16 protein-coding genes, 1 tRNA gene and 1 pseudogene are annotated in these 20,449 nt (G+C 54.6%); 13 read left to right on the forward strand and 5 right to left on the reverse strand.

The features are described from left to right. Window position 1 precedes the first annotated feature (1 nt). The 6 genes and pseudogenes from glyS (at window position 2) to glmM (ending at window position 9,079) form a co-directional block, all read left to right on the forward strand. Window positions 2-2,227, forward strand: a complete 2,226-nt coding sequence (gene glyS / locus TA5113_RS08385; protein ID WP_058314606.1) for a glycine--tRNA ligase subunit beta — start codon at window positions 2-4, stop codon at window positions 2,225-2,227. 145 nt (window positions 2,228-2,372) lie between these two features. Further along, complete coding sequence (ppdK, locus tag TA5113_RS08390) at window positions 2,373-4,925, forward strand: pyruvate, phosphate dikinase (RefSeq protein ID WP_082625843.1); 2,553 nt, start codon at window positions 2,373-2,375, stop codon at window positions 4,923-4,925. A 150-nt stretch (window positions 4,926-5,075) separates the two neighbouring features. Then, entirely contained in the window at window positions 5,076-5,711 is a 636-nt protein-coding gene (locus TA5113_RS08395) for a cell wall hydrolase (protein ID WP_058314607.1), read from the forward strand. Between the two features lie 69 nt (window positions 5,712-5,780). After that, a complete protein-coding gene (locus TA5113_RS08400; protein WP_245627139.1) occupies window positions 5,781-6,689 on the forward strand; it encodes a dihydroneopterin aldolase in 909 nt (302 codons plus the stop codon). Between the two features lie 42 nt (window positions 6,690-6,731). Further along, a pseudogene (gene folP / locus TA5113_RS08405) lies at window positions 6,732-7,746 on the forward strand (dihydropteroate synthase). Continuing rightward, the gene (glmM, locus tag TA5113_RS08410) at window positions 7,736-9,079 is read left to right on the forward strand and encodes a phosphoglucosamine mutase (protein WP_058314609.1); all 1,344 of its coding nucleotides are present in this window, start codon (window positions 7,736-7,738) and stop codon (window positions 9,077-9,079) included. The pseudogene folP and the gene glmM overlap by 11 nt, the downstream one beginning before the upstream one ends. 74 nt (window positions 9,080-9,153) lie before the next feature. Here the strand turns inward: glmM and ilvC are convergent, their stop codons facing one another. Next, complete coding sequence (gene ilvC, locus TA5113_RS08415; RefSeq protein WP_058314610.1) at window positions 9,154-10,176, reverse strand: ketol-acid reductoisomerase; 1,023 nt, start codon at window positions 10,174-10,176, stop codon at window positions 9,154-9,156. 129 nt (window positions 10,177-10,305) lie between these two features. Here ilvC and TA5113_RS08420 point away from each other — a divergent pair, with 129 nt between their 5' ends. From TA5113_RS08420 to TA5113_RS08430, 3 genes are all read left to right on the forward strand, one after another. Then, entirely contained in the window at window positions 10,306-10,761 is a 456-nt protein-coding gene (locus TA5113_RS08420; protein ID WP_058314611.1) for an Lrp/AsnC family transcriptional regulator, read from the forward strand. Continuing rightward, complete coding sequence (locus TA5113_RS08425; RefSeq protein ID WP_058314612.1) at window positions 10,758-11,213, forward strand: Lrp/AsnC family transcriptional regulator; 456 nt, start codon at window positions 10,758-10,760, stop codon at window positions 11,211-11,213. The genes TA5113_RS08420 and TA5113_RS08425 overlap by 4 nt, the downstream gene beginning before the upstream one ends. Window positions 11,214-11,315: 102 nt before the next feature. Beyond that, the gene (locus TA5113_RS08430) at window positions 11,316-12,440 is read left to right on the forward strand and encodes an aminotransferase class V-fold PLP-dependent enzyme (RefSeq protein ID WP_058314613.1); all 1,125 of its coding nucleotides are present in this window, start codon (window positions 11,316-11,318) and stop codon (window positions 12,438-12,440) included. 74 nt (window positions 12,441-12,514) lie between these two features. On the opposite strand, the gene TA5113_RS08435 is transcribed toward TA5113_RS08430, so the two are convergent. Together TA5113_RS08435 and TA5113_RS08440 are read right to left on the reverse strand one after the other, a co-directional pair. After that, complete coding sequence (locus TA5113_RS08435) at window positions 12,515-13,711, reverse strand: UbiH/UbiF family hydroxylase (protein WP_058314614.1); 1,197 nt, start codon at window positions 13,709-13,711, stop codon at window positions 12,515-12,517. 54 nt (window positions 13,712-13,765) lie between these two features. Then, window positions 13,766-14,416: a pyrimidine 5'-nucleotidase gene (locus TA5113_RS08440; protein ID WP_058314743.1), complete on the reverse strand. Its 651-nt coding sequence runs from the start codon at window positions 14,414-14,416 to the stop codon at window positions 13,766-13,768. A gap of 104 nt (window positions 14,417-14,520) precedes the next feature. Between TA5113_RS08440 and TA5113_RS08445 the strand changes: the two genes are divergently transcribed. Beyond that, window positions 14,521-15,159, forward strand: coding sequence for a GntR family transcriptional regulator (locus TA5113_RS08445; protein WP_058314615.1), 639 nt, complete (start codon window positions 14,521-14,523; stop codon window positions 15,157-15,159). On the opposite strand, the gene TA5113_RS08450 is transcribed toward TA5113_RS08445, so the two are convergent. Beyond that, a complete protein-coding gene (locus TA5113_RS08450; protein WP_131726409.1) occupies window positions 15,142-17,025 on the reverse strand; it encodes a glycosyltransferase family 2 protein in 1,884 nt (627 codons plus the stop codon). The genes TA5113_RS08445 and TA5113_RS08450 overlap by 18 nt on opposite strands. 70 nt (window positions 17,026-17,095) lie before the next feature. Next, window positions 17,096-18,259 (reverse strand): glutamine-hydrolyzing carbamoyl-phosphate synthase small subunit, encoded by a 1,164-nt coding sequence (carA, locus tag TA5113_RS08455; RefSeq protein ID WP_058314617.1) that lies wholly within the window; start codon window positions 18,257-18,259, stop codon window positions 17,096-17,098. 186 nt (window positions 18,260-18,445) lie between these two features. Between carA and TA5113_RS08460 the strand changes: the two genes are divergently transcribed. The 3 genes from TA5113_RS08460 (at window position 18,446) to TA5113_RS08470 (ending at window position 20,422) form a co-directional block, all read left to right on the forward strand. Beyond that, window positions 18,446-18,907, forward strand: a complete 462-nt coding sequence (locus TA5113_RS08460) for a GatB/YqeY domain-containing protein (RefSeq protein WP_058314618.1) — start codon at window positions 18,446-18,448, stop codon at window positions 18,905-18,907. 167 nt (window positions 18,908-19,074) lie between these two features. Further along, window positions 19,075-19,149 (forward strand) — tRNA-Gln (locus TA5113_RS08465). Window positions 19,150-19,651: 502 nt separating this feature from the next. Then, the gene (locus tag TA5113_RS08470; protein WP_058316677.1) at window positions 19,652-20,422 is read left to right on the forward strand and encodes an IclR family transcriptional regulator; all 771 of its coding nucleotides are present in this window, start codon (window positions 19,652-19,654) and stop codon (window positions 20,420-20,422) included. The last annotated feature ends 27 nt before the right edge of the window (window positions 20,423-20,449 follow it).

Raw genomic sequence — 20,449 nt, forward strand, 5'->3', positions numbered from 1 at the left:
TATGCCTGATCTGCTGATTGAACTCTTTTCCGAAGAAATTCCTGCGCGCATGCAAGCCCGTGCCGCGGATGACCTGAAAAAGCGCGTGACCGATGGTCTGGTGGCCGCGGGTCTGACCTATGGAAATGCCGCAAGCTTCTCGACCCCGCGGCGCTTGACCCTTGCGCTTGAGGGCATGTTGGCAGAGAGCCCAACCGTACGCGAAGAACGCAAAGGCCCGAAAGTGGGTGCGCCGGAAAAGGCCATCGAAGGTTTCCTGCGTGGTGCAGGCCTGACGATGGATCAACTGGAAGAGCGCGACACACCAAAAGGTGCCGTGTATTTTGCGACCATCGAAAAACCCGGCCGCCCGGCGGCTGAGATCGTGGCCGAAGTGCTCGAAGACACCATCCGCAACTTCCCTTGGCCAAAGTCCATGCGCTGGGGATCGGGCGCGTTGCGCTGGGTGCGCCCGTTGCACTCCATCCTCTGCATCATGACAGATGAGGCCGGCACAACGGTTGTGCCCATGGATGTGGAAGGCATCACATCTGGCGACACCACCGAAGGGCACCGGTTTATGGGGGCAGGGCGTTTTGCGGTCACTGGCTTTGAAGACTACGCTGCGAAGCTGAAGCGCGACCACGTGATCCTTTCGGCAGAGGAACGCGCCGAAACCATCTGGGCCGATGCTCAAAACCTCGCCTTTGCGCAAGGTCTGGAAGTGGTGGATGACAAAGGCCTGTTGGCGGAAGTCGCAGGATTGGTGGAATGGCCTGTCACCCTGATGGGCGACATTGCCGAGGACTTCTTGAACCTGCCGCCTGAAGTGCTTCAGACCTCCATGAAAGAACACCAGAAGTTCTTCTCGGTCAAAAATCCAAAAACTGGCCGGATTGAGAAATTCATTACTGTTGCGAACCGTGAAACCAAAGACAATGGCGCGACCATTCTGGCAGGTAACCAGAAGGTTCTGTTTGCGCGGCTGTCAGATGCGAAATTCTTCTGGGAAAATGACGTGCGCACCGCGAAAGCTGGCGCGTCTGAGTGGACCGAGAAACTTGCGAACGTGACTTTCCACAACAAGCTGGGCTCTCAGGCCGAACGCATTGACCGTTTCGCAGAGCTGGCACGTGATATTGCGCCGCTTGTGAATGCAGATGCGGATCTGGCCGAAAAGGCCGCGCGTTGGGCGAAGGCCGATCTCAGCTCTGAAATGGTCTATGAATTCCCGGAACTGCAGGGCCTGATGGGCCGCTATTACGCTGAGTTTGCAGGCCATCCGGCCGAGGTTGCGGCGGCGGCGACTGAACATTACTCGCCCCTTGGCCCATCTGATGACGTGCCTGTCGCGCCAATTTCTGTGGCCGTCGCACTAGCGGACAAGCTGGATGTTCTGACGGGATTCTGGGCGATTGATGAAAAGCCCACTGGGTCAAAAGATCCTTTTGCGCTGCGTCGCGCTGCGCTGGGTGTGATCCGCCTCGTCGTGGAAAATGGCCTGAAAATGCCGCTGGACCGGTTCTTTGACGCGCAACTGTTGCGTCACGAAATCGAACAAAACGGGGATGACCAAGCGTCAAAGTCCCTGATGGGGGATCTGCTTAAAGAAATCGCAGACCACGGCGTGTTCGGTGCGGCGATGCGTACCGTTGTGGATGCCGTTGACGGTGATCTTCCTGAACATATCGAAGAGCTTAAGACTCGTTTGCCCGACACATCGGTTGATCTTCTCTCCTTCTTCCACGATCGCCTAAAAGTCTTCTTGCGCGACCAAGGCATCCGCCACGACGTGATCGACGCCTGCATCGCCATGGAGGGCAATGACGATATCGCGCTCTTGGTCAATCGCGCCAAAGCATTGCAGACCTTCCTTGGCACTGATGATGGCGAGAACCTTCTGCAAGGATTTAAACGCGCCAACAACATTCTCACCCAAGCTGAGGAAAAAGACGGCGTTGAATACTCCTTCGGCGCCGATGCCAAATTCGCCAAAGAAGATGCAGAAAAAGCCCTGTTTGAAGCGCTGGACAGATTCGAGCCTTCCATTGCCGAAGCCATCAAAGGCGAGGATTTCGCCGCAGCAATGGCGGGCCTAGCAGGTCTGCGTGCGCCGATTGATGGCTTCTTTGAAGCGGTTCAGGTCAACAGCGATGACGAGATCCTACGCCGCAACCGCTTGAACCTGCTCAGCCGCATTCGCCAGCTTTGCGCCTCGGTTGCGGATTTGACCAAAGTCGAAGGCTAAACGAAACCCGTTCCCTTCTTCTTTGTCAAAATACTCAAACCGCCGGATTTCTTAAGAAATCCGGCGCTGCTCTTTCCGCAAGCGCAATGTTTTTCCGTTAACCTTTTCCTTGCCTCATAGCGCAGCACCCTTATGCTGCCGCCCCATGGAGGATGCCGCAGTGCAGAAAAATAGCCCGTTTATCACTCTAGTGACCCCCACCGCACCGATCACTGTGCAAACCCATGGTGGCCGGGCGAAGTGTCTGCAACGCTTGGTCCGTCTTGATCTGCCGGTTCCAACAACTGTCGCCGTGTCTTTTGATGCGGTGCACCGGCTTGCCGGGGGCGAAATCCCGGACCTAGAGCGATTGATGGAACCCTTTGAAGACGGGTGTTTGCTCTGCGTGCGTCCGAGTTCAGAGGATCCCGATTGGGGCGGTCCGCGCGCGGTGCTTAATATCGGTATCAATGACGAACGGCATGCGGAACTTGCGAAATCCATCGGCAAAGCAGCCGATGAGATCTATTTGCGGTTCATTCAGGCCTATTCGGAACATGTGGCGCGTCTAGACCCAGATATGTTTGACGACATCGATCTATCTGGCCCTAAAGCCGTTCACGAAGCGCTTGAAGCCTATGAAGACGAAGCGGAAGAGCCATTTCCGCAAGATGCCGCAACCCAATTGTTAGGTGTATTACGCTCCATGGCACGCGCTTGGGGCGGGACTTCGGCGCGCCTCTTGCGCATGGCCAAAGGCGCGCCCGCAGATGCGGGTCTCGGGCTCGTGGTCCAGGCGGTGGCTTTGGGCATGGGGCAGGGTGAAAGCGGTTCCGGCGTTTTGCAACTGGTGGACGGTGCGTCAGGGCATCAGGTGATCAAAGGGCGTTACCTCAGCCAGTCTCAAGGCCGCGATGCACTGCATGCGGGGGACAAGTCTCTGTTCCTAACCAAAGACAAGCGCGGACCATCCTTGCAAGAGAAGCTCCCAGAAGCGTTTGACGCGCTGATCGAACATGCGGAACTGATGCGCAAGCGCTTGCGCGAAGAAATGCAGATGGAATTCACGATTGAAAATGGTGAAGTCCATATTCTGGATGGCGTCCGCATCCAACGCAGCGCTCGCGCCGCGGTGCGGATTGCGGTGGCTCTGGCGGAAGAGGGTATCATTAGCCATGAAGAGGCTCTCATGCGAATCGAGCCGCGCGCGTTGAATGAGCTCTTGCACCGTCAGGTCGACCCTAATGCAAAGCGAGATGTGATCGGTGCTGGCGTGGCGGCAAGCCCCGGCGCTGCAAGCGGAAGGCTGGTCTTCTCAGAGGCAGCAGCACAGGCGTCTGCCGCGCGCGGAGAGGCTTGTATCCTTGTGCGCCGCCAAACCAGCCCAGAAGATGTGCGTGGGATGCATGCTTCCGTCGCTGTGCTGACGGAAAGAGGCGGTGTGACCAGCCATGCTGCGGTGATCGCGCGTGGACTGGGGTTGCCTTGCGTTGTTGGCGCAAGCTCATTGCGGTTTCAAACACGCTCCAAGCAGCTGACGGCCCAAGGCGGACGCATTTTCAAAGAAGGTGATGTTGTCACTGTCGATGGCACCAATGGTCAGGTTCTTGCGGGTGAGCCGGAAATGCTGGAAGCGGCTCTGGATGATGCGTTCAAAACACTGATGACCTGGGCAGACGAGGCGCGCGACATCGGTGTGCGTGCCAACGCGGATACGCCGTCAGATGCAAAAACCGCTCGCAATTTTAAGGCGCAGGGGATCGGGCTTTGCCGGACAGAACACATGTTCTTTGACGAAGACCGTCTGACTGTCATGAGAGAGATGATCTTTGCCGATGATCCCGCAGATCGCCGCACGGCAGTCGATCGCTTGATGCCAATTCAACGCGCGGATTTCGTCGAACTGTTCCGGATCATGAAGGATCAACCGGTCTGTATCCGCCTGTTTGATCCGCCATTGCATGAATTCCTTCCCGGAAATCGCGCCGGTATGCGCGATTTGGCGGAAGCGTTGGATCTTCCATTATCCCATGTGGAGCGCCGGATTGAGGCTCTCAGCGAGTATAACCCTATGTTGGGTATGCGCGGCGTGCGTCTTGGGATCACTATTCCTGAGATCTACGAAATGCAGGCGCGGGCCATTTTTGAAGCAACACTAGATGCTGCAAAAGACGGAGCTGTTGTTGTTCCCGAGATCATGATCCCATTGGTAAGCGCAAAACGCGAAGTTGAGCTCGTGAAAACGCGCATTGACGCGGTGGCCGCTGCTGTTCGCACCGAACGCGGTGCTGATTTTGATTTCAAACTTGGCGTCATGGTTGAAACGCCACGTGCGGCACTGCGCGCAGAAGATATCGCGCCGCATTGCGACTTTTTTAGCTTCGGCACAAATGACCTTACCCAAATGGCCTATGGATTGTCGCGCGATGACGCCGGTCGTTTTATGTCGGCCTATGTGCAGCAGGGTGTTTATCCCGAAGACCCTTTCCATACGCTAGACGCCGAAGGGGTCGGTGAATTGGTGCAATTGGGTGTTGATCGGGGACGTAAAGCGCAGCCGGGCCTCACGATGTCAGTCTGCGGAGAGCATGGGGGCAGCCCCGAATCAATCGCTTTTTGCCGAAAAGTGGGAATCGACTACGTTTCTTGCTCGCCATTCCGGGTTCCCGTTGCGCGGTTAGCCGCCGCGCAATTTACCATAAAAGACAAGATCGGGTAGGCTGACGCCGCAGTTACGCAGCATATTGGCCACAATTTTGTCAAAATTTGCTGAATTGCGCTTTTTCTGGACGTTTTAAGTATTTTTCGCTATCTCCCCCCGAATGTTTGCCGGGTTTGGGGGGTCCGGCCTCAGTTATGCGAGGCTGCCATGCGCACGTTAGCAACGATGATGATCGCCGTTTTCTTGACGGCACAAACCGCCCTTGCAGGGGCGACCCAAGACCCGGTTCAAGCCGCTTTTGACAGCGAAGCTCGTGAGCTGGCGTCATTGGATGGATCTAAGATCCGTGATTTTTTCACCCGCCAGAAGACCACAAAACCGCTGCAGATCGAACGCAGCCGCGCTTGGATTGATGCGCAGCCGGTGGTCACAGGGGATGAGCAATGGGCTTGCCTTGCGCAAGCACTGTATTTTGAGGCGCGCGGCGAAAGCGTACGTGGTCAATTTGCTGTGGCAGAAGTCATCCTGAACCGCGTCGATAGCGCGAAGTTTCCCGACACGATTTGCAAAGTGATCCACCAAGGCACCGGCCGTAAATTTGCGTGCCAGTTTACGTTCACCTGCGATGGGCATCCGGAAAACATCCACGAAAAGGGCGCTTATGCACGGGTTGGCAAGATCGCTAAGTTCATGATGGACGGCGCAGCTCGGGATTTGACCGATGGGGCGACCTATTATCACACAAAAGCGGTGAACCCACGCTGGGCACGCAAATTTGCGCGCACGACAACAATTGGCGTACACCACTTCTACCGCCCACACGTGCGGGTTTCTCAAAACTAAGCTGTCTGGCCTCAGACCTAAGGCACTGCTATAGCGGCTCGGAACATCATTCCGAGCCGGAGCTATTTTGTGACCCAAGATAAAGCCACAGACACCACAAACGCTTTCGCACACCCAGAGTTTCGCGCAGCGTCGATGCCGCTTGACGGTGTTCATGATCGCCTGTCTCTGCGCGATCATGTGGTGGAGGTCGAGATTGGGGCATTTCAGGCGGAACGCGATATGACCCAGCGCGTGTCTTTTGATGTGGTCGTTGAGGTCGCGGCCCCAGATGCTGATCTTGAAGATGATGTGGACCGGATCCTCTCTTATGATCGCCTGACTTGGGCAATTGAGACAGAGCTTGCCGCCCAAAGACTGAATCTACTTGAAACACTGGCCGAACGCATCGCTGACCGCATTTTAGCGGAGCCACAAGCGTTGCGGGTTTTTGTGCGCATTCAAAAGCTCGACAAAGGCAACGGAAAACTTGGCGTCGAAGTGGTGCGCGTGCCGGGGCAGGGCGAGAAATACAACGCGGATCAAGCCAGACCAACCGTTGTGTTCATAGGGGGGGAACCTATTGTCGCGATGGAAGTTCAGAACCTCCTAGACAACACCGTTGATGCGCCTTTGGTGATCGTGCTGGATCTTCCAATTGATCGGCCCCAAGCGGGGAGCTCAACAGCGCAGCGCCAGATCGATTTGCTCGCCATCGAGCAAGCGGGTTGGAAGCTTTCTGCAGAGCTAACGAATGTATCCGTAGCCGCAACACGAACCGAACTCGACTGGGCAATGAAGACCGGTCAAAGTTGTATTTGGGCGCCGTCGAAACTGGTGAGCGACGCGGTGGATACACCGCCGGAAGATGCAGGCGCTTTGGCGCTTTGGTTTGCGACGCAGTGGGGTGCAAAAAAGCTCATTGATGTCGGCGGAACTCTGCGTGTGTCCGACACAAATGCGCTGGAGATTGTAACAGTCAGTCACAGTGCAAACTGAGTGCTTGCCTTGTAAACGAAGATCGCCCATGCACACTGCACTATGACTTACTATCGCGCTATTCCGCATATTGATGCGGCCCGACCTGAGACCGCGAAATCCCTCGCCGGGGGATGGGCGTGGTTCACGCAAGTCGAGTGTTTGAACAGAGGCGCTGAGCCTCGGATCATAGCTGCGGATGATGCTCCTCAGGATGTTCTGGATCGCATGACAGGCAAGCGCTCCGATGTGGCGGGGGTCCATGGCAACTCCCCAATTGATGGGGATCCTAAACGTCACGCCAGACAGTTTCTCTGATGGCGGCCAGTTTAATGCGCCAGACCAAGCCATTGCGCGCACCAAAGATATGGTTGCGCAAGGGGCAACGATTATTGATATCGGTGGCGAGTCAACGCGCCCCGGTTCTGGCTACGTGGAAATCGAAGAGGAGATCGCACGGACTGCACCTGTGATTGAAGCCGTCGCGCCTGCCATTGATGCTCCGATTAGCATCGATACACGCAAAGCGCCCGTTGCTGCAGCGGCTTTGAAGGCGGGAGCTGTTCTGGTCAACGATGTGTCGGGCTTTACTTTCGATGCGGAGCTGGGGCCATTGTCAGCATCACAAAAAGCGCCGGTTTGCGTCATGCATGCGCAGGGTGATCCCGCGACCATGCAAGATGATCCAAGTTATGATGATGTATTGCTGGATGTTTACGACTTCTTGGATGCACAGGTGCGTCAGTTAGAGGCGCTGGGTATTCCGCGTGATCAGATCGTTGTCGATCCCGGTATCGGTTTTGGCAAAAACCTGACCCACAATCTCGCACTACTTGCGCGCATTAGCCTTTTCCACAGTCTTGGCTGCCCAATCCTGCTCGGCGCATCGCGCAAGAGCTTGATCGGCCATGTGTCTGGGGCAACCGATACAAGCGAACGCATGCCGGGTTCCTTAGCCTTGGCTTTGGCAGGCGTAAGCCAAGGCGTTCAGTTTTTACGAGTACACGATGTGGCGGAAACCAAGCAGGCATTGGACCTGTGGACCGCATCCACGACAGGAGCTTTCAATGACGCGTAAGTTTTTTGGCACCGACGGTGTGCGCGGCACGGCAAACCAATATCCGATGACCGCAGAGATGGCGCTCAAACTCGGCGCAGCCGTTGGGCGTTATTTCCGCAATGACGGCAACAATCAGCACCGGGTGGTGATCGGTAAAGACACGCGTCTGTCAGGTTATATGTTTGAGAATGCACTGACCGCTGGTTTGACATCAACGGGTATGAATGTGTTGCTGCTTGGTCCAGTGCCGACCCCAGCGGTTGGTATGCTCACCAAATCGATGCGCGCTGATCTGGGCGTTATGATTTCTGCCAGCCATAACCCAGCAATCGACAATGGGATCAAGTTCTTTGGCCCTGATGGATTTAAGCTGTCCGATGAGGCGGAGCTTGAGATCGAAAAGCTTGTGATTGATGGGGTCGAACCGGTTCAATCGCAAAACATTGGTCGCGCAAAGCGGATCGATGACGGACGTTTCCGTTATATCGAGCGGGTGAAGAATTCGTTGCCGAAAGGCTTGCCCTTCAAGGGTTTGAAAGTTGTGGTTGATTGTGCGAACGGTGCTGCTTACCGCGCCGCACCTGAAGCCCTGTGGGAACTCGGAGCCGAGGTGATCTCGGTCGGCGTCAATCCAAACGGCACCAATATCAACGAAAACTGCGGCTCGACCCATACCGAAACCGCAGCAGAAGCCGTCGTGGCCCATGGTGCCGATGTGGGCGTTGCGCTGGATGGTGACGCGGACCGCGTCATGGTGATCGACGAAAAAGGTCAGGTGGCAGATGGCGACCAGTTGATGGCGCTTTTGGCAAGCCGCTGGGCCGCTGCTGATCAGCTCAAGGGCGGCGCCTTGGTGGCCACGGTGATGTCAAATCTTGGCCTGGAGCGTTATCTGGAAGGGCAGGGTCTGCGTCTGGAACGCACCGCCGTAGGTGACCGGTATGTCGTTGAGCGTATGCGCCAAGGTGGATTTAACCTTGGGGGCGAGCAATCCGGCCATATCGTCATGACAGACTATGCCACCACGGGTGATGGTCTTATGGCGGGCCTTCAGTTCTTGGCGGCGATGGTGGAAAGCGGCAAGCCTGCCTCTGAGCTGGCGCAGAGCTTTGAAACCGTGCCGCAGCTGCTTAAGAACGTTCGCTATGGTACCGGCCAAGCACCGCTCGAAATTGCGTCTGTTCAGTCTGCGATCAGCGAGGCTGAGGCGCGTCTGAAAGGGAAGGGCCGTTTGCTGATCCGCAAATCAGGCACAGAGCCATTGATCCGTGTGATGGCAGAATGCGAAGATTCGACGCTTCTGGCCGAAGTGGTGGATGCGATCGTCGCTGAAGTGCAAGCAAGCGTCTGATACCTGCAACTTACCAATGAAAAACGCCTCGCAATTTTGCGAGGCGTTTTCTGTTTGATTTAAAGCGAAAGCTCTTAGTTCTTCTCTTTGTCGACCATTTTTCCTGCAGAAATCCAAGGCATCATGCCGCGCAGTTTCGCGCCTGTCTCTTCGATCAGGTGCTCATCGTTTGCACGACGGGACGCTTTCAGAGTTGGCTGGCCAACTTGGTTTTCCAGCATGAAGTCGCGAACGAATTTACCTTGTTGGATGTCTTCCAGAACCGCTTTCATACGCGCTTTGGTTTCGTCGTACTTCAGGATACGTGGGCCGGTGACATACTGACCGTATTCCGCAGTGTTGGAGATGGAGTAATCCATGTTCGCGATGCCACCTTCGTAGATCAGGTCTACGATCAGCTTCACTTCGTGCAGACACTCAAAGTAGGCCATCTCAGGTGCGTAGCCAGCTTCAACCAGAGTTTCGAAGCCACAACGGATCAGTTCAACCAGGCCACCGCAGAGAACGGCTTGTTCACCGAAGAGGTCAGTTTCACACTCTTCACGGAAGTTGGTCTCGATGATGCCGGAGCGACCGCCACCGATTGCGGAACAGTAAGACAAGCCGATTTCCAGCGCTTTGCCAGTTGCGTCTGTGTCAACAGCAACCAAGCAAGGCACGCCGCCGCCTTTGGTGTATTCGCCACGTACGGTGTGACCTGGGCCTTTTGGCGCCATCATGATCACGTCAACGCCTTCTTTTGGCTCGATCAGGCCGAAGTGTACGTTCAGGCCGTGTGCGAATGCGATTGCTGCACCAGGCTTGATGTTGTCGTGAACGTATTTCTTGTAAGTCTCTGCCTGAAGTTCATCGGGCATTGTGAACATGATCACGTCACACCATGCCGCCGCTTCCGCGATACCCATGACTTGCAGGCCTTCCGCTTCTGCTTTCTTCGCAGATGCAGAGCCTTCACGCAGGGCAACAACAAGGTTCTTCGCGCCAGAGTCGCGCAGGTTCAGCGCGTGTGCGTGGCCTTGGGAACCGTAGCCCAGGATGGCCACTTTCTTTTCTTTGATGAGATTAACGTCGCAATCGCGGTCGTAGTAAACGCGCATGTCTGCACCCTTTCTGTGATGTTTGAGGCGATCATAGGGATGATTTTCAGATAATCGACGGTGTTTCAGGCGTAATTTGCTCACTTTGGTGGCTTTTCATTCGTTCAACAATCAAATACTGACAAAATCATGCTTGATGACACGGATCGGCGCATTCTGCGCTTCATGCAAAACGATACTGATTTGCCGATTCCTGAATTGGCGGACCAAATCGGGATGACTACGGGGCGCTTGTCTCGGAGGATCGATCGGTTGCGCGACGCAGGTGTGCTGCGGGGGGTGCGCGGTGTGATTGACTGGCAAGCTTTGGGGTATGAGGTGGAGGTATCGCTACGTGTCACGCTCGATAAAACCCAAGGCCGTGCCTTTGATGATTTCATTGAAACAGCGCGCGGAATTCCCGAAGTCATCGAAATCCAGACCTTTCTTGGTCGTGTGGACGTGCGTCTGAGTGTGATCGCCAAGGACATGGCCCATTACCAAGAGATTTACCGGAGTAGCATTTTGGGCCTGCCCCATATCGCCGATATCGAGGCGCTAATGCTGGTTTCGCGTCTAAAGTCCGATGAAAGCCTGCCGATATGATTGATCTCGATGATATCGACCGAAAGCTTTTGGCGACCTTGTCTGAGGACGCGACCCAAAACGCGGGCGCACTGGGACGCAAGTTTGGGCTCAGCCAACCGGCCACATGGCGGCGCATCAAGAGATTGCAGGATGCTGGCATCTTGGCGCGACGTCGGCTTGATCTGGATAAGGAAAAATTGGGCTTTGGCGTGACGGTCTTTCTCGGTGTTAAACTCGCCACAAAAGGGCGGGTGAGCCTAGAGGACTTTGAGCGTGCTGTAACCGCAATCCCAGAGGTGCAAACCGCTGAGCACGTATTGGGTCTTTACGACTATCGCTTAAGGGTGACGGCCCGAGACATCGCGGACTTTGAACGTGTCCTGCGCCGCCGCATTATGACCCTGCCGGGTGTCGGGGATGTCGAGGCTAATGTGCTCTTAAGTGAGGAAAAGCGCCCCGGGCCTCTTTGATTGTTTTGGAAACCAAGAAACAGGTTCTTGTTCAGCGCTGTTCTTTCAGAGATTGCAGAACAGGTCGGTTTCACCCAAGGTGGCGGGTAAAGGAGCTTCCTTATGGCATTACTCAACACCGTAGACCCTGACGGACTTGAAGAGTTTTCAGTCGTTTTCACTGACCGTTCTTTGAACCACATGAGCCAAAGCTTTCAGCAGGTGATGCGCGATATCTCGGGCATGCTGAAAAACGTCTACAACGCCGAAGCCGTTGCATTGATCCCAGGCGGTGGCACCTATGCGATGGAAGCGGTCGCACGCCAATTTAGCCGGGACGCCAATACTCTGGTGGTGCGCAATGGTTGGTTTTCCTACCGATGGTCTCAGATATTTGAAGCGGGCGCATTTGCGGCGTCCTCGACCGTGTTGAAAGCGCGCCAGAACGGCAATGACGTCACTGCGCCCTTTGCACCCGCGCCAATCGACGAAGTTATTGCGAAGATCAAATCTGAGAAACCTGACATCGTCTTTGCTCCGCATGTGGAAACCTCGGCAGGCGTGATCCTGCCCGATGACTATCTCAAAGCCATGGCCGCAGCTGCGCATGAGGTCGGAGCATTGATGGTGCTTGATTGCATCGCGTCGGGCTGCGCTTGGGTTGATATGAAAGAAATCGGCATCGATGTGCTTGTGTCTGCCCCTCAAAAGGGTTGGTCCGCGTCGCCATCTGCGGGGATGGTCATGATGAGCACCCCCGCGCTTGAGCGCCTAGAGGTGACCACGTCAGACAGCTTCGCAATCGACCTGAAGAAATGGCACGGCATTATGCAAGCCTATGAGAATGGCGGCCACGCCTATCACGCGACCATGCCAACCGATGCATTGAAGGCTTTCCGCGATACGATGCTCGAAACCAAAGAGTTTGGTTTTGAAAAGCTGCGTGATGCGCAATGGGCCCTGGGCAATGGTGTTCGCAAAATGCTGGCGGAAAAAGGTATCAAGTCCGTGGCTGCTGATGGCTTTGGCGCGCCCGGTGTTGTGGTGTCCTACACTTCTGATCCAGCCATCCAAAACGGCAGCAAATTTGTTGCCGAAGGGCTGCAAATTGCCGCGGGTGTCCCGCTCGCCTGCGATGAACCTGAAGGCTTCATGACCTTCCGTATCGGTCTCTTTGGTTTGGACAAACTCTTTGATGTCGACGCCACATTGGCTCGCTTGAAACCTGCCGTCGAAAAACTTCTCTAAGCTTCTTCTTTGCTTAAATACTCAAATGGGGTCCGGGGCAACGCCCCGGGTCTCTCGCTACTAAGTGCGCTTGATCAACGCACGCCGAGCCCCATCTGCATCAGCATTTTGCGAACGGGCGCCAAACCATAAAGCGCCTGCAAACCCAGCGCGCGCGCATCGCGCAAGGCAGGAGTTTGCACCATAGAAGCACGATTGAGCAGGTCGATGCCCTTCACCCGTACGGCAACGTCTGAGCGGCGTTTGCTTTCATACGCGGCCAACATCTCCGCATCACCAATCCGTGCCGGGCCTGTATTAGACAGCTCCAAAAGAACACGGAGATCCGCCAAGGAGGTGTTCAGCCCCTGCGCACCAATTGGCGGCACAACATGCGCAGTCTCTGCAATCAACGCCAAACGCTCGCCGCTAAATCGCTCTGCAATCTGAGAGATGATCGGCCAGATTGTTCTGCGTGACGCAAGTTCCAAAGGACCATAAAGCCCACCGCTGCGCTCCGTCATAGCGGCGTTAAACGCGGTTTCTTCCATCTCAAAAAGTTCCTGGGCGCGGGCCGAGCGTTCCATCCAAACCAAAGCCGAAGACGCATGCCCTTTGTAATCGGGCAGGGGCACCAGAGTGAAGGGACCGCCGCTGCGATGGACTTCGGTGGAGACATTGTCATGCGGGATGGGGTGGGTGACCGCCAGTGCCAGCGCCTTTTGCCCGTAGCGGGTTGTTTTAACCGCAATCCCTGCCTTTTCGCGCAGTTTTGACGCCCGGCCATCCGCCGCCACCACCAGTTTACATTGCACTTTTGTGCCGTCGCTCAGCGAGACACGGGCCTCGCTTTGACGTGTAAAGAGGTCAGCGCTCGCCACGCCGAGCCGCAGCTCGACATTATCCAACTCTTGCAGATGCGCCACCATTTCCCGACGCAAAAGCCAGTTGGGCAGGTTCCATCCAAAAGGCAGATCTGAAATATCGGATGCGTCAAAGTCTTTGATCACCCGCGGTTTGGGTTCCGCACCGCCCGCATCCACAATACGCATGGTTTGCAGCGGGGCTGCGTGTTCTTCCAGCCTTGCCCAAAGCCCGGCCTCTTGCAGCAAAATGCGCGCGGGTTGCAAGAACGCGGTGCTGCGTAAGTCGGACCCTTGCGCGTCTCTTTCCGTCACCGGCGGCGTCGGATCAACGCAGAGAACGCTAAAGCCCGCGCTGCCAAAAGCAGCTGCAGCGGTCAGCCCGGCAATACCACCGCCCGAGACCAAGACGTCAAAACTCTGCGTCATCGCTGATCCTTTCTGTCCCGAATTGGGAGCTTGGCTCGTAGCCTATCCAAACGCTCAAACAAGCGCACGCAGGAACCGGTTTAGGTCACCCGTGTGGTGGTGAATATGATCTGCATCATATGGGTCCGGCGCGACATAAACCGTACGCATGCCCATTTCATGCGGGGCGATCAAATTGCGGTGGGTATCCTCAAACATCGCGGCTTGCGCTGGTTTCAGCCCGTCTTTTGCAAACACCTGCTCAAAAGCTGCCTGTTCAGGTTTTGGTAAGTAATCGGCGTGCTCGATCCCGTAAATGGCGTCAAACACATCGTCTAATCCGCGCCCTTTCAGCACATTCTCGGCATAAGGGGCCGTGCCGTTGGTGTAGACAATCCGTCTGCCGGGAAGCGTGGTGATCAATTGACGCAACTCCGCGTCATGGGTGAGTTCATCAAAAGAAATATCATGCACCTCTTCCAGATATGGATCCGGATCAATGTCATGCACTCGCATAAGACCGGCAAGTGTCGTCCCGTATTCCGCCCAATACTCAGATCTCAGGCGATCTGCCTCTTTTTTGCTAACGTTTAGTGTCCGAACCACGTATTCCGTCATGCGTACTTCAATCTGATCAAACAAGCGCACGCTTGGATCATAAAGTGTGTTGTCGAGGTCAAAGACCCATGTCGTAATATGGGAAAAATCGTCTTTAGGAGCGCGCATCGTCATGCTGCGCAAGCTAGGCTTTGTCTGCGCCGAGTCAATGCATTGCTTGCAAGTTTGACGTGGGAGTGCTTAGTCTCTGCGCTAAATGTCGGAGTGCTCAAATGTCTAACCCTCGTAACCAGAACAAAGACGCCTACACGCTTATTTTGGAAGCGATCGACGTGGGTGTCTTCAAACCGGGGGATCGCTTAGTGGAGAGCGACCTTGCCGATCGTTTTGGTGTCTCGCGTACTCCGATCCGCGAAGCGTTGCAGCGATTGGAAACCCAATCCCTTCTTTCGCGCGATGGGCGTAGTCTGATCGTGTCCTCGCTGGATCACAATCAGCTGGCCGAGCTGTATGCGGTGCGCAGTGAGCTTGAAGGCCTTGCTGCAGGGCTCGCAGCGCGGCACGCGACAGCGGAAGAGGTCAAGGTTCTTGGTGACATGGTTAAGGACGATCACGCGCTGATTGGTGACCCGAACGCAATGTCGCGGGCCAATCGCCGGTTCCACAAGATGATCCATTTGGCGTCCCATAACCGCTTTTTGGTACAACAACTGGATATGGTTCACCGATCCATGGCGCTGATGGCGACCACTTCCTTGGCGGCCGATGGGCGCGGGGAGAAAGCGCTTGAGGAACATCAGGCCATCGTCGATGCGATTGCCGCGCGTGACGTTGAACGCGCGGATGAGGCCCTGCGAACTCATATTTCTGTGGCCTTTGAAACGCGTTTGAAGTTACGGGCTGAGAGCTGAATATTCCGCCTGTAAGCCTTCCGGTGTCTGACCATGTGCGGTCTTATCCCAGTAAAATGGCATTGAAACGAGCTCGAAGAGCGCTTTGTATGCCGCCACGGTCGCGAGCGTGAAGTAGAACGGCAAAGTGGCTGCCCAGCCCGCGAGCCATCGTCTGTTTTGTCCTTTTAATGAAGTCACGGCCAAGGTCATATCCAACGCCGCGCACCCAATAAACAGAGCCGTGACCAACAGGATCAATGTGTTTGGTAGAATTGTCAGCCAGCTTATGGGGGCTCCAAGTGCAATCAGCCAAAAACTCCAGACGAACGGTGCCAAAAGAAATTGAGAAAGTGTTGAAAGAAAGATGGCATTAAAGCCGAGAAATCCCCGCAAACCCAGTTCTTGAAGAAGTAAGCGTGGCCGGCGCATATGCACCAAATAGGTGATCATATAGCCCTTTAGCCAGCGCGATCTTTGTTTGACCCATGGCTGAAACCTGCAATTGGCTTCTTCTTGGGTCACCGTTGAAATGAGCTCTGTTCTGTACCCGTGACGATAGAGGCGGATGCCTAGATCAGCGTCTTCTGTGACATTGTGGGCGTCCCAGCCGCCAACCGCTTCAATTGCATCGCGACGCAAAAAAAGCGTGGTCCCCCCAAGTGGAATCGCTGCTCCAAGCCGGGACATGCCGCGAAGAATTGTGCGAAACCACATCGAATATTCCAATGCAAAACAACGCGATAACCAGTTTGTTTTGGGGTTGTAATAGTCCAATATCCCCTGCCAGCATGCAACGTCGCCGTCAGCCGAAAGTACGTGTGCGGCCACTATTTCTAGCTGATCAGGGGCAGGTGCATCCTCAGCGTCCCAAATGCCGATCACATCGCCTTTGCAGAAATCCAAAGCATAATTCATAGCGCGTGGCTTGGTCGTGAGACCGCTGCCGGGCGGCACTTGGACGACGCGCATCCAATCCGTGAGACGCCCTTTATCCAATGCGGCTTTTGTTTGGGTGTCGTCTTCTTCCAGCACCAAAACGACATCCAAAAGTGCTTTGGGGTAGGTTAGAGCGCCGAGGCGGCGGATGAGTGCGCGTGCGATTTCCGTTTCTTTGTACAATGGCACCAAAACAGAGATTTTTGGGAGTTTTCCGTGAGTTTTCGGACGCACGACCTTGGCTGGGCGAGATTTAAAAAAGGCGGAGGCTTTCATGTTTGCCGCCATGGCCTGCGTAAAAAGGATAATAACGGCAATAAACAGCAGCGTCTCAATTGGAAAAGCGGCGAAGATGGTCACCATCATAGCCAAAAGTGTTGCAATGATTTTGTATCTCCGGTTTTCGCCACCTGTCCAATCCCGGCAGCTCTTCTCGCTTGGCACTCGAGTCTCGCATAAATGCACAAGATCATGGTGAAAAACTTTGGCGAGGTGCTCGTGAAGATCACGCTCGTTTACCAAAACGAAACGAAGGCCATTGGGCCCAGCGGGTAGCGCGGGCTTTAGGGTTTCAAAAGCGTGCGGGCGGCTTGTTGCAAAGACCAATTGCCCATTTGTCGAAATCCAGGGAACGATCGCATGTTTGATACAGAAACTCGCAGGCAAAAGCTGCGACAGCCGAAAGTCTGGCGGCGCTTGTTTTAGGTCGATCACCTGCGCTGCGTAATGATCCGACAAATAGGGCATAAGCCGCGCCTCAGAGACCCAGCTTTTTGCGATCAACACATCAGCCAAGCAGGCATCCCATTTTGTCAGCGCAGATAGCCCGTAAAAAAGCTGCCATGGCGCGATCAGGCCATCTTCAAGCAGGCGTCGCCCAAGCGACAATTGCCGATCCGGAGCAATATCCGTTGGTTGAGCAAAGAACTGTTCCGCAGCTTGTAACAAAAAAGGCCCCCTGATCGTCGCGATCAAGGTGGCCTTTAAATCTTAACGCACCATTAAGGTTGCTGCGAACTTAAGAAGCTTTGCGCTCGTCCATGTATGCAGCAAAGCGTTCGAACAGGTAGAAGCTGTCCTGTGGGCCAGGGCTTGCTTCTGGGTGGTGCTGAACAGAGTAAACCGGGCGCTCAGAGATGCGGATGCCACAGTTGGAGCCATCAAACAGCGAGGTGTGTGTTTCAACCACGCCTTCTGGCAGAGACTGGCTGTCGACCGCAAAACCGTGGTTCATCGAGGTGATCTCGACTTTGCCTGTCTCGTGATCCTTCACCGGGTGGTTTGCACCGTGGTGACCGTGGTTCATCTTGATGGTGGAACCACCTAGCGCCAGCGCCAACATTTGGTGACCCAAGCAGATGCCAAAGACCGGTAGGTCTTTGTCTTCCAATACCTTTTGGATCATCGGTACTGCGTATTCTCCGGTCGCGGCTGGGTCGCCTGGTCCGTTGGACAGGAAAACGCCGTCAGGATTGTGCGCCAATACTTCTTCCGCAGTCGCAGTCGCTGGCAGCACAGTCACGTCGCAGCCCACGGATGCGAGGCAGCGCAGGATGTTGCGTTTTGCACCAAAGTCGACGGCGACAACCTTATGGCGCGGGTTCTCTTGCGTCGGGTAGCCATCAGGCCATGCCCAACGCATTTCGTCCCAGCGATAGCTCTGCGCACAAGTGACTTCTTTGGCGAGATCCAAACCCTCTAGGCCAGAGAATTCACGCGCCTTTGCGACCAAGGTTTCAATGTCAAACTTGCCTTCTGGATCATGTGCCAGCGCGACATGTGGCGCACCTTGGGCACGAATTGCGCGGGTAAGACGACGCGTATCCACACCGCCAATCGCAATACGATTGCGGCTTGCAAGCCAGCTTGGCAAATCGCCAGTAGAGCGCCAATTGGAAGGATCGGTCGGATCCCATTTCACAACCATGCCCGCCGCCACAGGATCGCCGGTTTCATCATCTTCAGCATTCACACCGGTATTGCCGATATGTGGGAAGGTGAAGGTCACGATCTGACCCGCATAAGACGGGTCCGTCATGATTTCCTGATAGCCGGTCATCGCTGTGTTAAAGCAAAGTTCTGCGGTGGTCACACCGGTTGCGCCAAATCCTCGACCATAGAAGATTGTCCCATCGGCAAGGGCAAGGCAAGCGGTTGGGGTATTGGTGGGGACCTGGGCCATGGCAGCGACTCTCCGGGCTGGGGACAAATTGTCGGGAAACTAAGGCCCAGGGGCATCGACGTCAAGGGCAATCGCTGGTTTGAAAATTTAATAAAATCAATGCCTTAACATTTTTTAACGCCGCTTGCGCCTTTCTTGGCAATCCCTTATGGTCCAAGCCTCTAGTCTAAGCCGGGGAATAACCAGATGAGTTTGCGTGCAAAAATCAACGAGTCCTTAAAGGAAGCGATGAAATCGCGCGACAAAGAGCGCCTTTCCACGCTGCGCCTTATGAACGCAGCGATCAAAGACATGGATATCTCCTTGCGTGGTGAGGGGAAAGAAGAGGGGGCCAGCGAAGCTGATGTCCTACAAATTCTGTCCAAGATGGTGAAGCAGCGCCAAGAAAGCGCGAAAACCTATGAAGAGGGTGGTCGTCTGGATCTAGCGGAAGGTGAACTCAAAGAGATCACCGTTATTGAAGATTTTCTTCCACGTAAGTTGTCTGACGACGAAATCACTGCTGCGATTGATGCGGTTGTCGCGGAAGTGGGCGCAAGCTCCATTCGTGATATGGGCAAGGTCATGGGCGGGTTGAAGGCCAAATACACCGGCCAAATGGACTTTGGCCAGGTGGGCGGCATGGTGAAGGCGCGCCTGAACCAGTAAGCGCAAATATCAGCGTATTTTTGGAGGGGCCGGTGTGGCAGCACTGCGCTCCTCTTTTCGTTTGGGTGGTCCGAAGTGAGGAAATAAAAAAAATCTGATTTGGCGAAAAAATTTGCTTTTCAGGTCTTGCACCGCCCGGACACAAGTCGTATTCAGCCGCTCACAGTTGGGATGTAGCCAAGTGGTAAGGCAACTGTTTTTGGTACAGTGTACCGTAGGTTCGAATCCTACCATCCCAGCCAAACACTTCCATGATCTAAGAAACTGAGATCCCTTCGCGATTTTGTGACGGTCGTCGAATGTGGTGTTTCCGGCAGAGATCATGTGTATGTCAAACGGCATGGCGACCTAGTTGTCCCGACGAGTTTTATGCCGTTGACCGAGAGCGATATCCCAAATCAACAACTGTCGACTGGGCGCGTAATTTTTGACGCGGCATGGGCGATCCCTTTGGCAGTTTTGGCGCTAGATGATTGCCGTTTATGATTACTGATTACGAAATCTCAAATTAACGCGCTTGGGCTGCGCGACGCCTATGTTCGAAGCCTGTGATGTTCAAACCTATGGGGCTGCATTTCGATACTGGGTGCGATTGATTTGTCAATTTTGTTCACAATGTACATGCGCTGGTTCTATTTGAACGCAATTGCGTAGCGCTTGCAAAAAAATGAATCGCCAAAAGTGAACAAATAATTCACAATGTAAACATACGAGGGAAAGTACCAAGAAGAGGTAGCCAGTCACATGTCTGCAAAAACCAGTACCACAGTTTTGAAAGCATTTTCTGTTCTGGAAGCTTTAGGAGACAGCGATACGCCTATGTCTGCGACGCAGATCGCGCGTGAAACTGGGTATGACCGAGCGACTTGTTATCGGCTTCTGATGACTCTTAAAGAGGCGCAGTATGTTTCTTTGGATGTCGACACAAAGAAGTTTGAAATCAGTTTCCGTGTCGTCTCTTTGGCGCGGAAGCTCCTGCAAGAAGACAAAGAAGTAGAGATGGTGCGCGAGGTAATGCGCATGATTTCCCACCGTTCCACAGAGACATGCCACTATTCAACGCTTGATGGCGAAAAGTCTGTGATAACCCTAAGAGAAAGGGGAAAACAGGTTGTAAGTGTGGAATTTGGAGTTGGCGAAAGCGCCGAGCTTTATTCAACAGCAGGCGGCAAGGCGATGCTCGCATTCGCCGACACCCGCTTTACTCAGAAGATCTTGTCTAAGAAGCTCCCGCGTCACACCGTCAATACAATATGTACACCGTCCGAGCTCCGCCAAGAGCTTCTGACTGTTCGTGCGCATGGCGTTGCTTACGACAATGAAGAGTTGATGATTGGGCTGCGTTGTCTGGCTGCCCCGATCTTTGAAGCCGATGGAAGTGTACGCTCTACCATCGCGATGTCTGGGCCGACCGGCCGTTACACAGATGAGCGAGTTGCCGAGCTTGAGGTGATTCTTCGAGAAGGGGCGCGAGAGCTGACACGTCGTCGGGGCGGGCCACAGTGGTCAGTCTGATGTTTAAAAAGTGTTAAGAAAATCAAA

The organism is Cognatishimia activa, assembly GCF_001458335.1.
In the GTDB taxonomy this organism is placed as follows: domain Bacteria; phylum Pseudomonadota; class Alphaproteobacteria; order Rhodobacterales; family Rhodobacteraceae; genus Cognatishimia; species Cognatishimia activa.

Excerpts from the sequence above, each read along its gene's own strand:
- glyS (WP_058314606.1), top strand. The coding sequence starts at position 2 with ATGCCTGATCTGCTGATTGAACTCTTTTCCGAAGAAATTCCTGCGCGC.
- ppdK (WP_082625843.1), top strand. The coding sequence starts at position 2,373 with ATGGAGGATGCCGCAGTGCAGAAAAATAGCCCGTTTATCACTCTAGTG.
- TA5113_RS08395 (WP_058314607.1), top strand. The coding sequence starts at position 5,076 with ATGCGCACGTTAGCAACGATGATGATCGCCGTTTTCTTGACGGCACAA.
- glmM (WP_058314609.1), top strand. The coding sequence starts at position 7,736 with ATGACGCGTAAGTTTTTTGGCACCGACGGTGTGCGCGGCACGGCAAAC.
- ilvC (WP_058314610.1), bottom strand. The coding sequence starts at position 10,176 with ATGCGCGTTTACTACGACCGCGATTGCGACGTTAATCTCATCAAAGAA.
- TA5113_RS08420 (WP_058314611.1), top strand. The coding sequence starts at position 10,306 with ATGCTTGATGACACGGATCGGCGCATTCTGCGCTTCATGCAAAACGAT.
- TA5113_RS08425 (WP_058314612.1), top strand. The coding sequence starts at position 10,758 with ATGATTGATCTCGATGATATCGACCGAAAGCTTTTGGCGACCTTGTCT.
- TA5113_RS08430 (WP_058314613.1), top strand. The coding sequence starts at position 11,316 with ATGGCATTACTCAACACCGTAGACCCTGACGGACTTGAAGAGTTTTCA.
- TA5113_RS08435 (WP_058314614.1), bottom strand. The coding sequence starts at position 13,711 with ATGACGCAGAGTTTTGACGTCTTGGTCTCGGGCGGTGGTATTGCCGGG.
- TA5113_RS08440 (WP_058314743.1), bottom strand. The coding sequence starts at position 14,416 with ATGCGCGCTCCTAAAGACGATTTTTCCCATATTACGACATGGGTCTTT.
- TA5113_RS08445 (WP_058314615.1), top strand. The coding sequence starts at position 14,521 with ATGTCTAACCCTCGTAACCAGAACAAAGACGCCTACACGCTTATTTTG.
- carA (WP_058314617.1), bottom strand. The coding sequence starts at position 18,259 with ATGGCCCAGGTCCCCACCAATACCCCAACCGCTTGCCTTGCCCTTGCC.
- TA5113_RS08460 (WP_058314618.1), top strand. The coding sequence starts at position 18,446 with ATGAGTTTGCGTGCAAAAATCAACGAGTCCTTAAAGGAAGCGATGAAA.
- TA5113_RS08470 (WP_058316677.1), top strand. The coding sequence starts at position 19,652 with ATGTCTGCAAAAACCAGTACCACAGTTTTGAAAGCATTTTCTGTTCTG.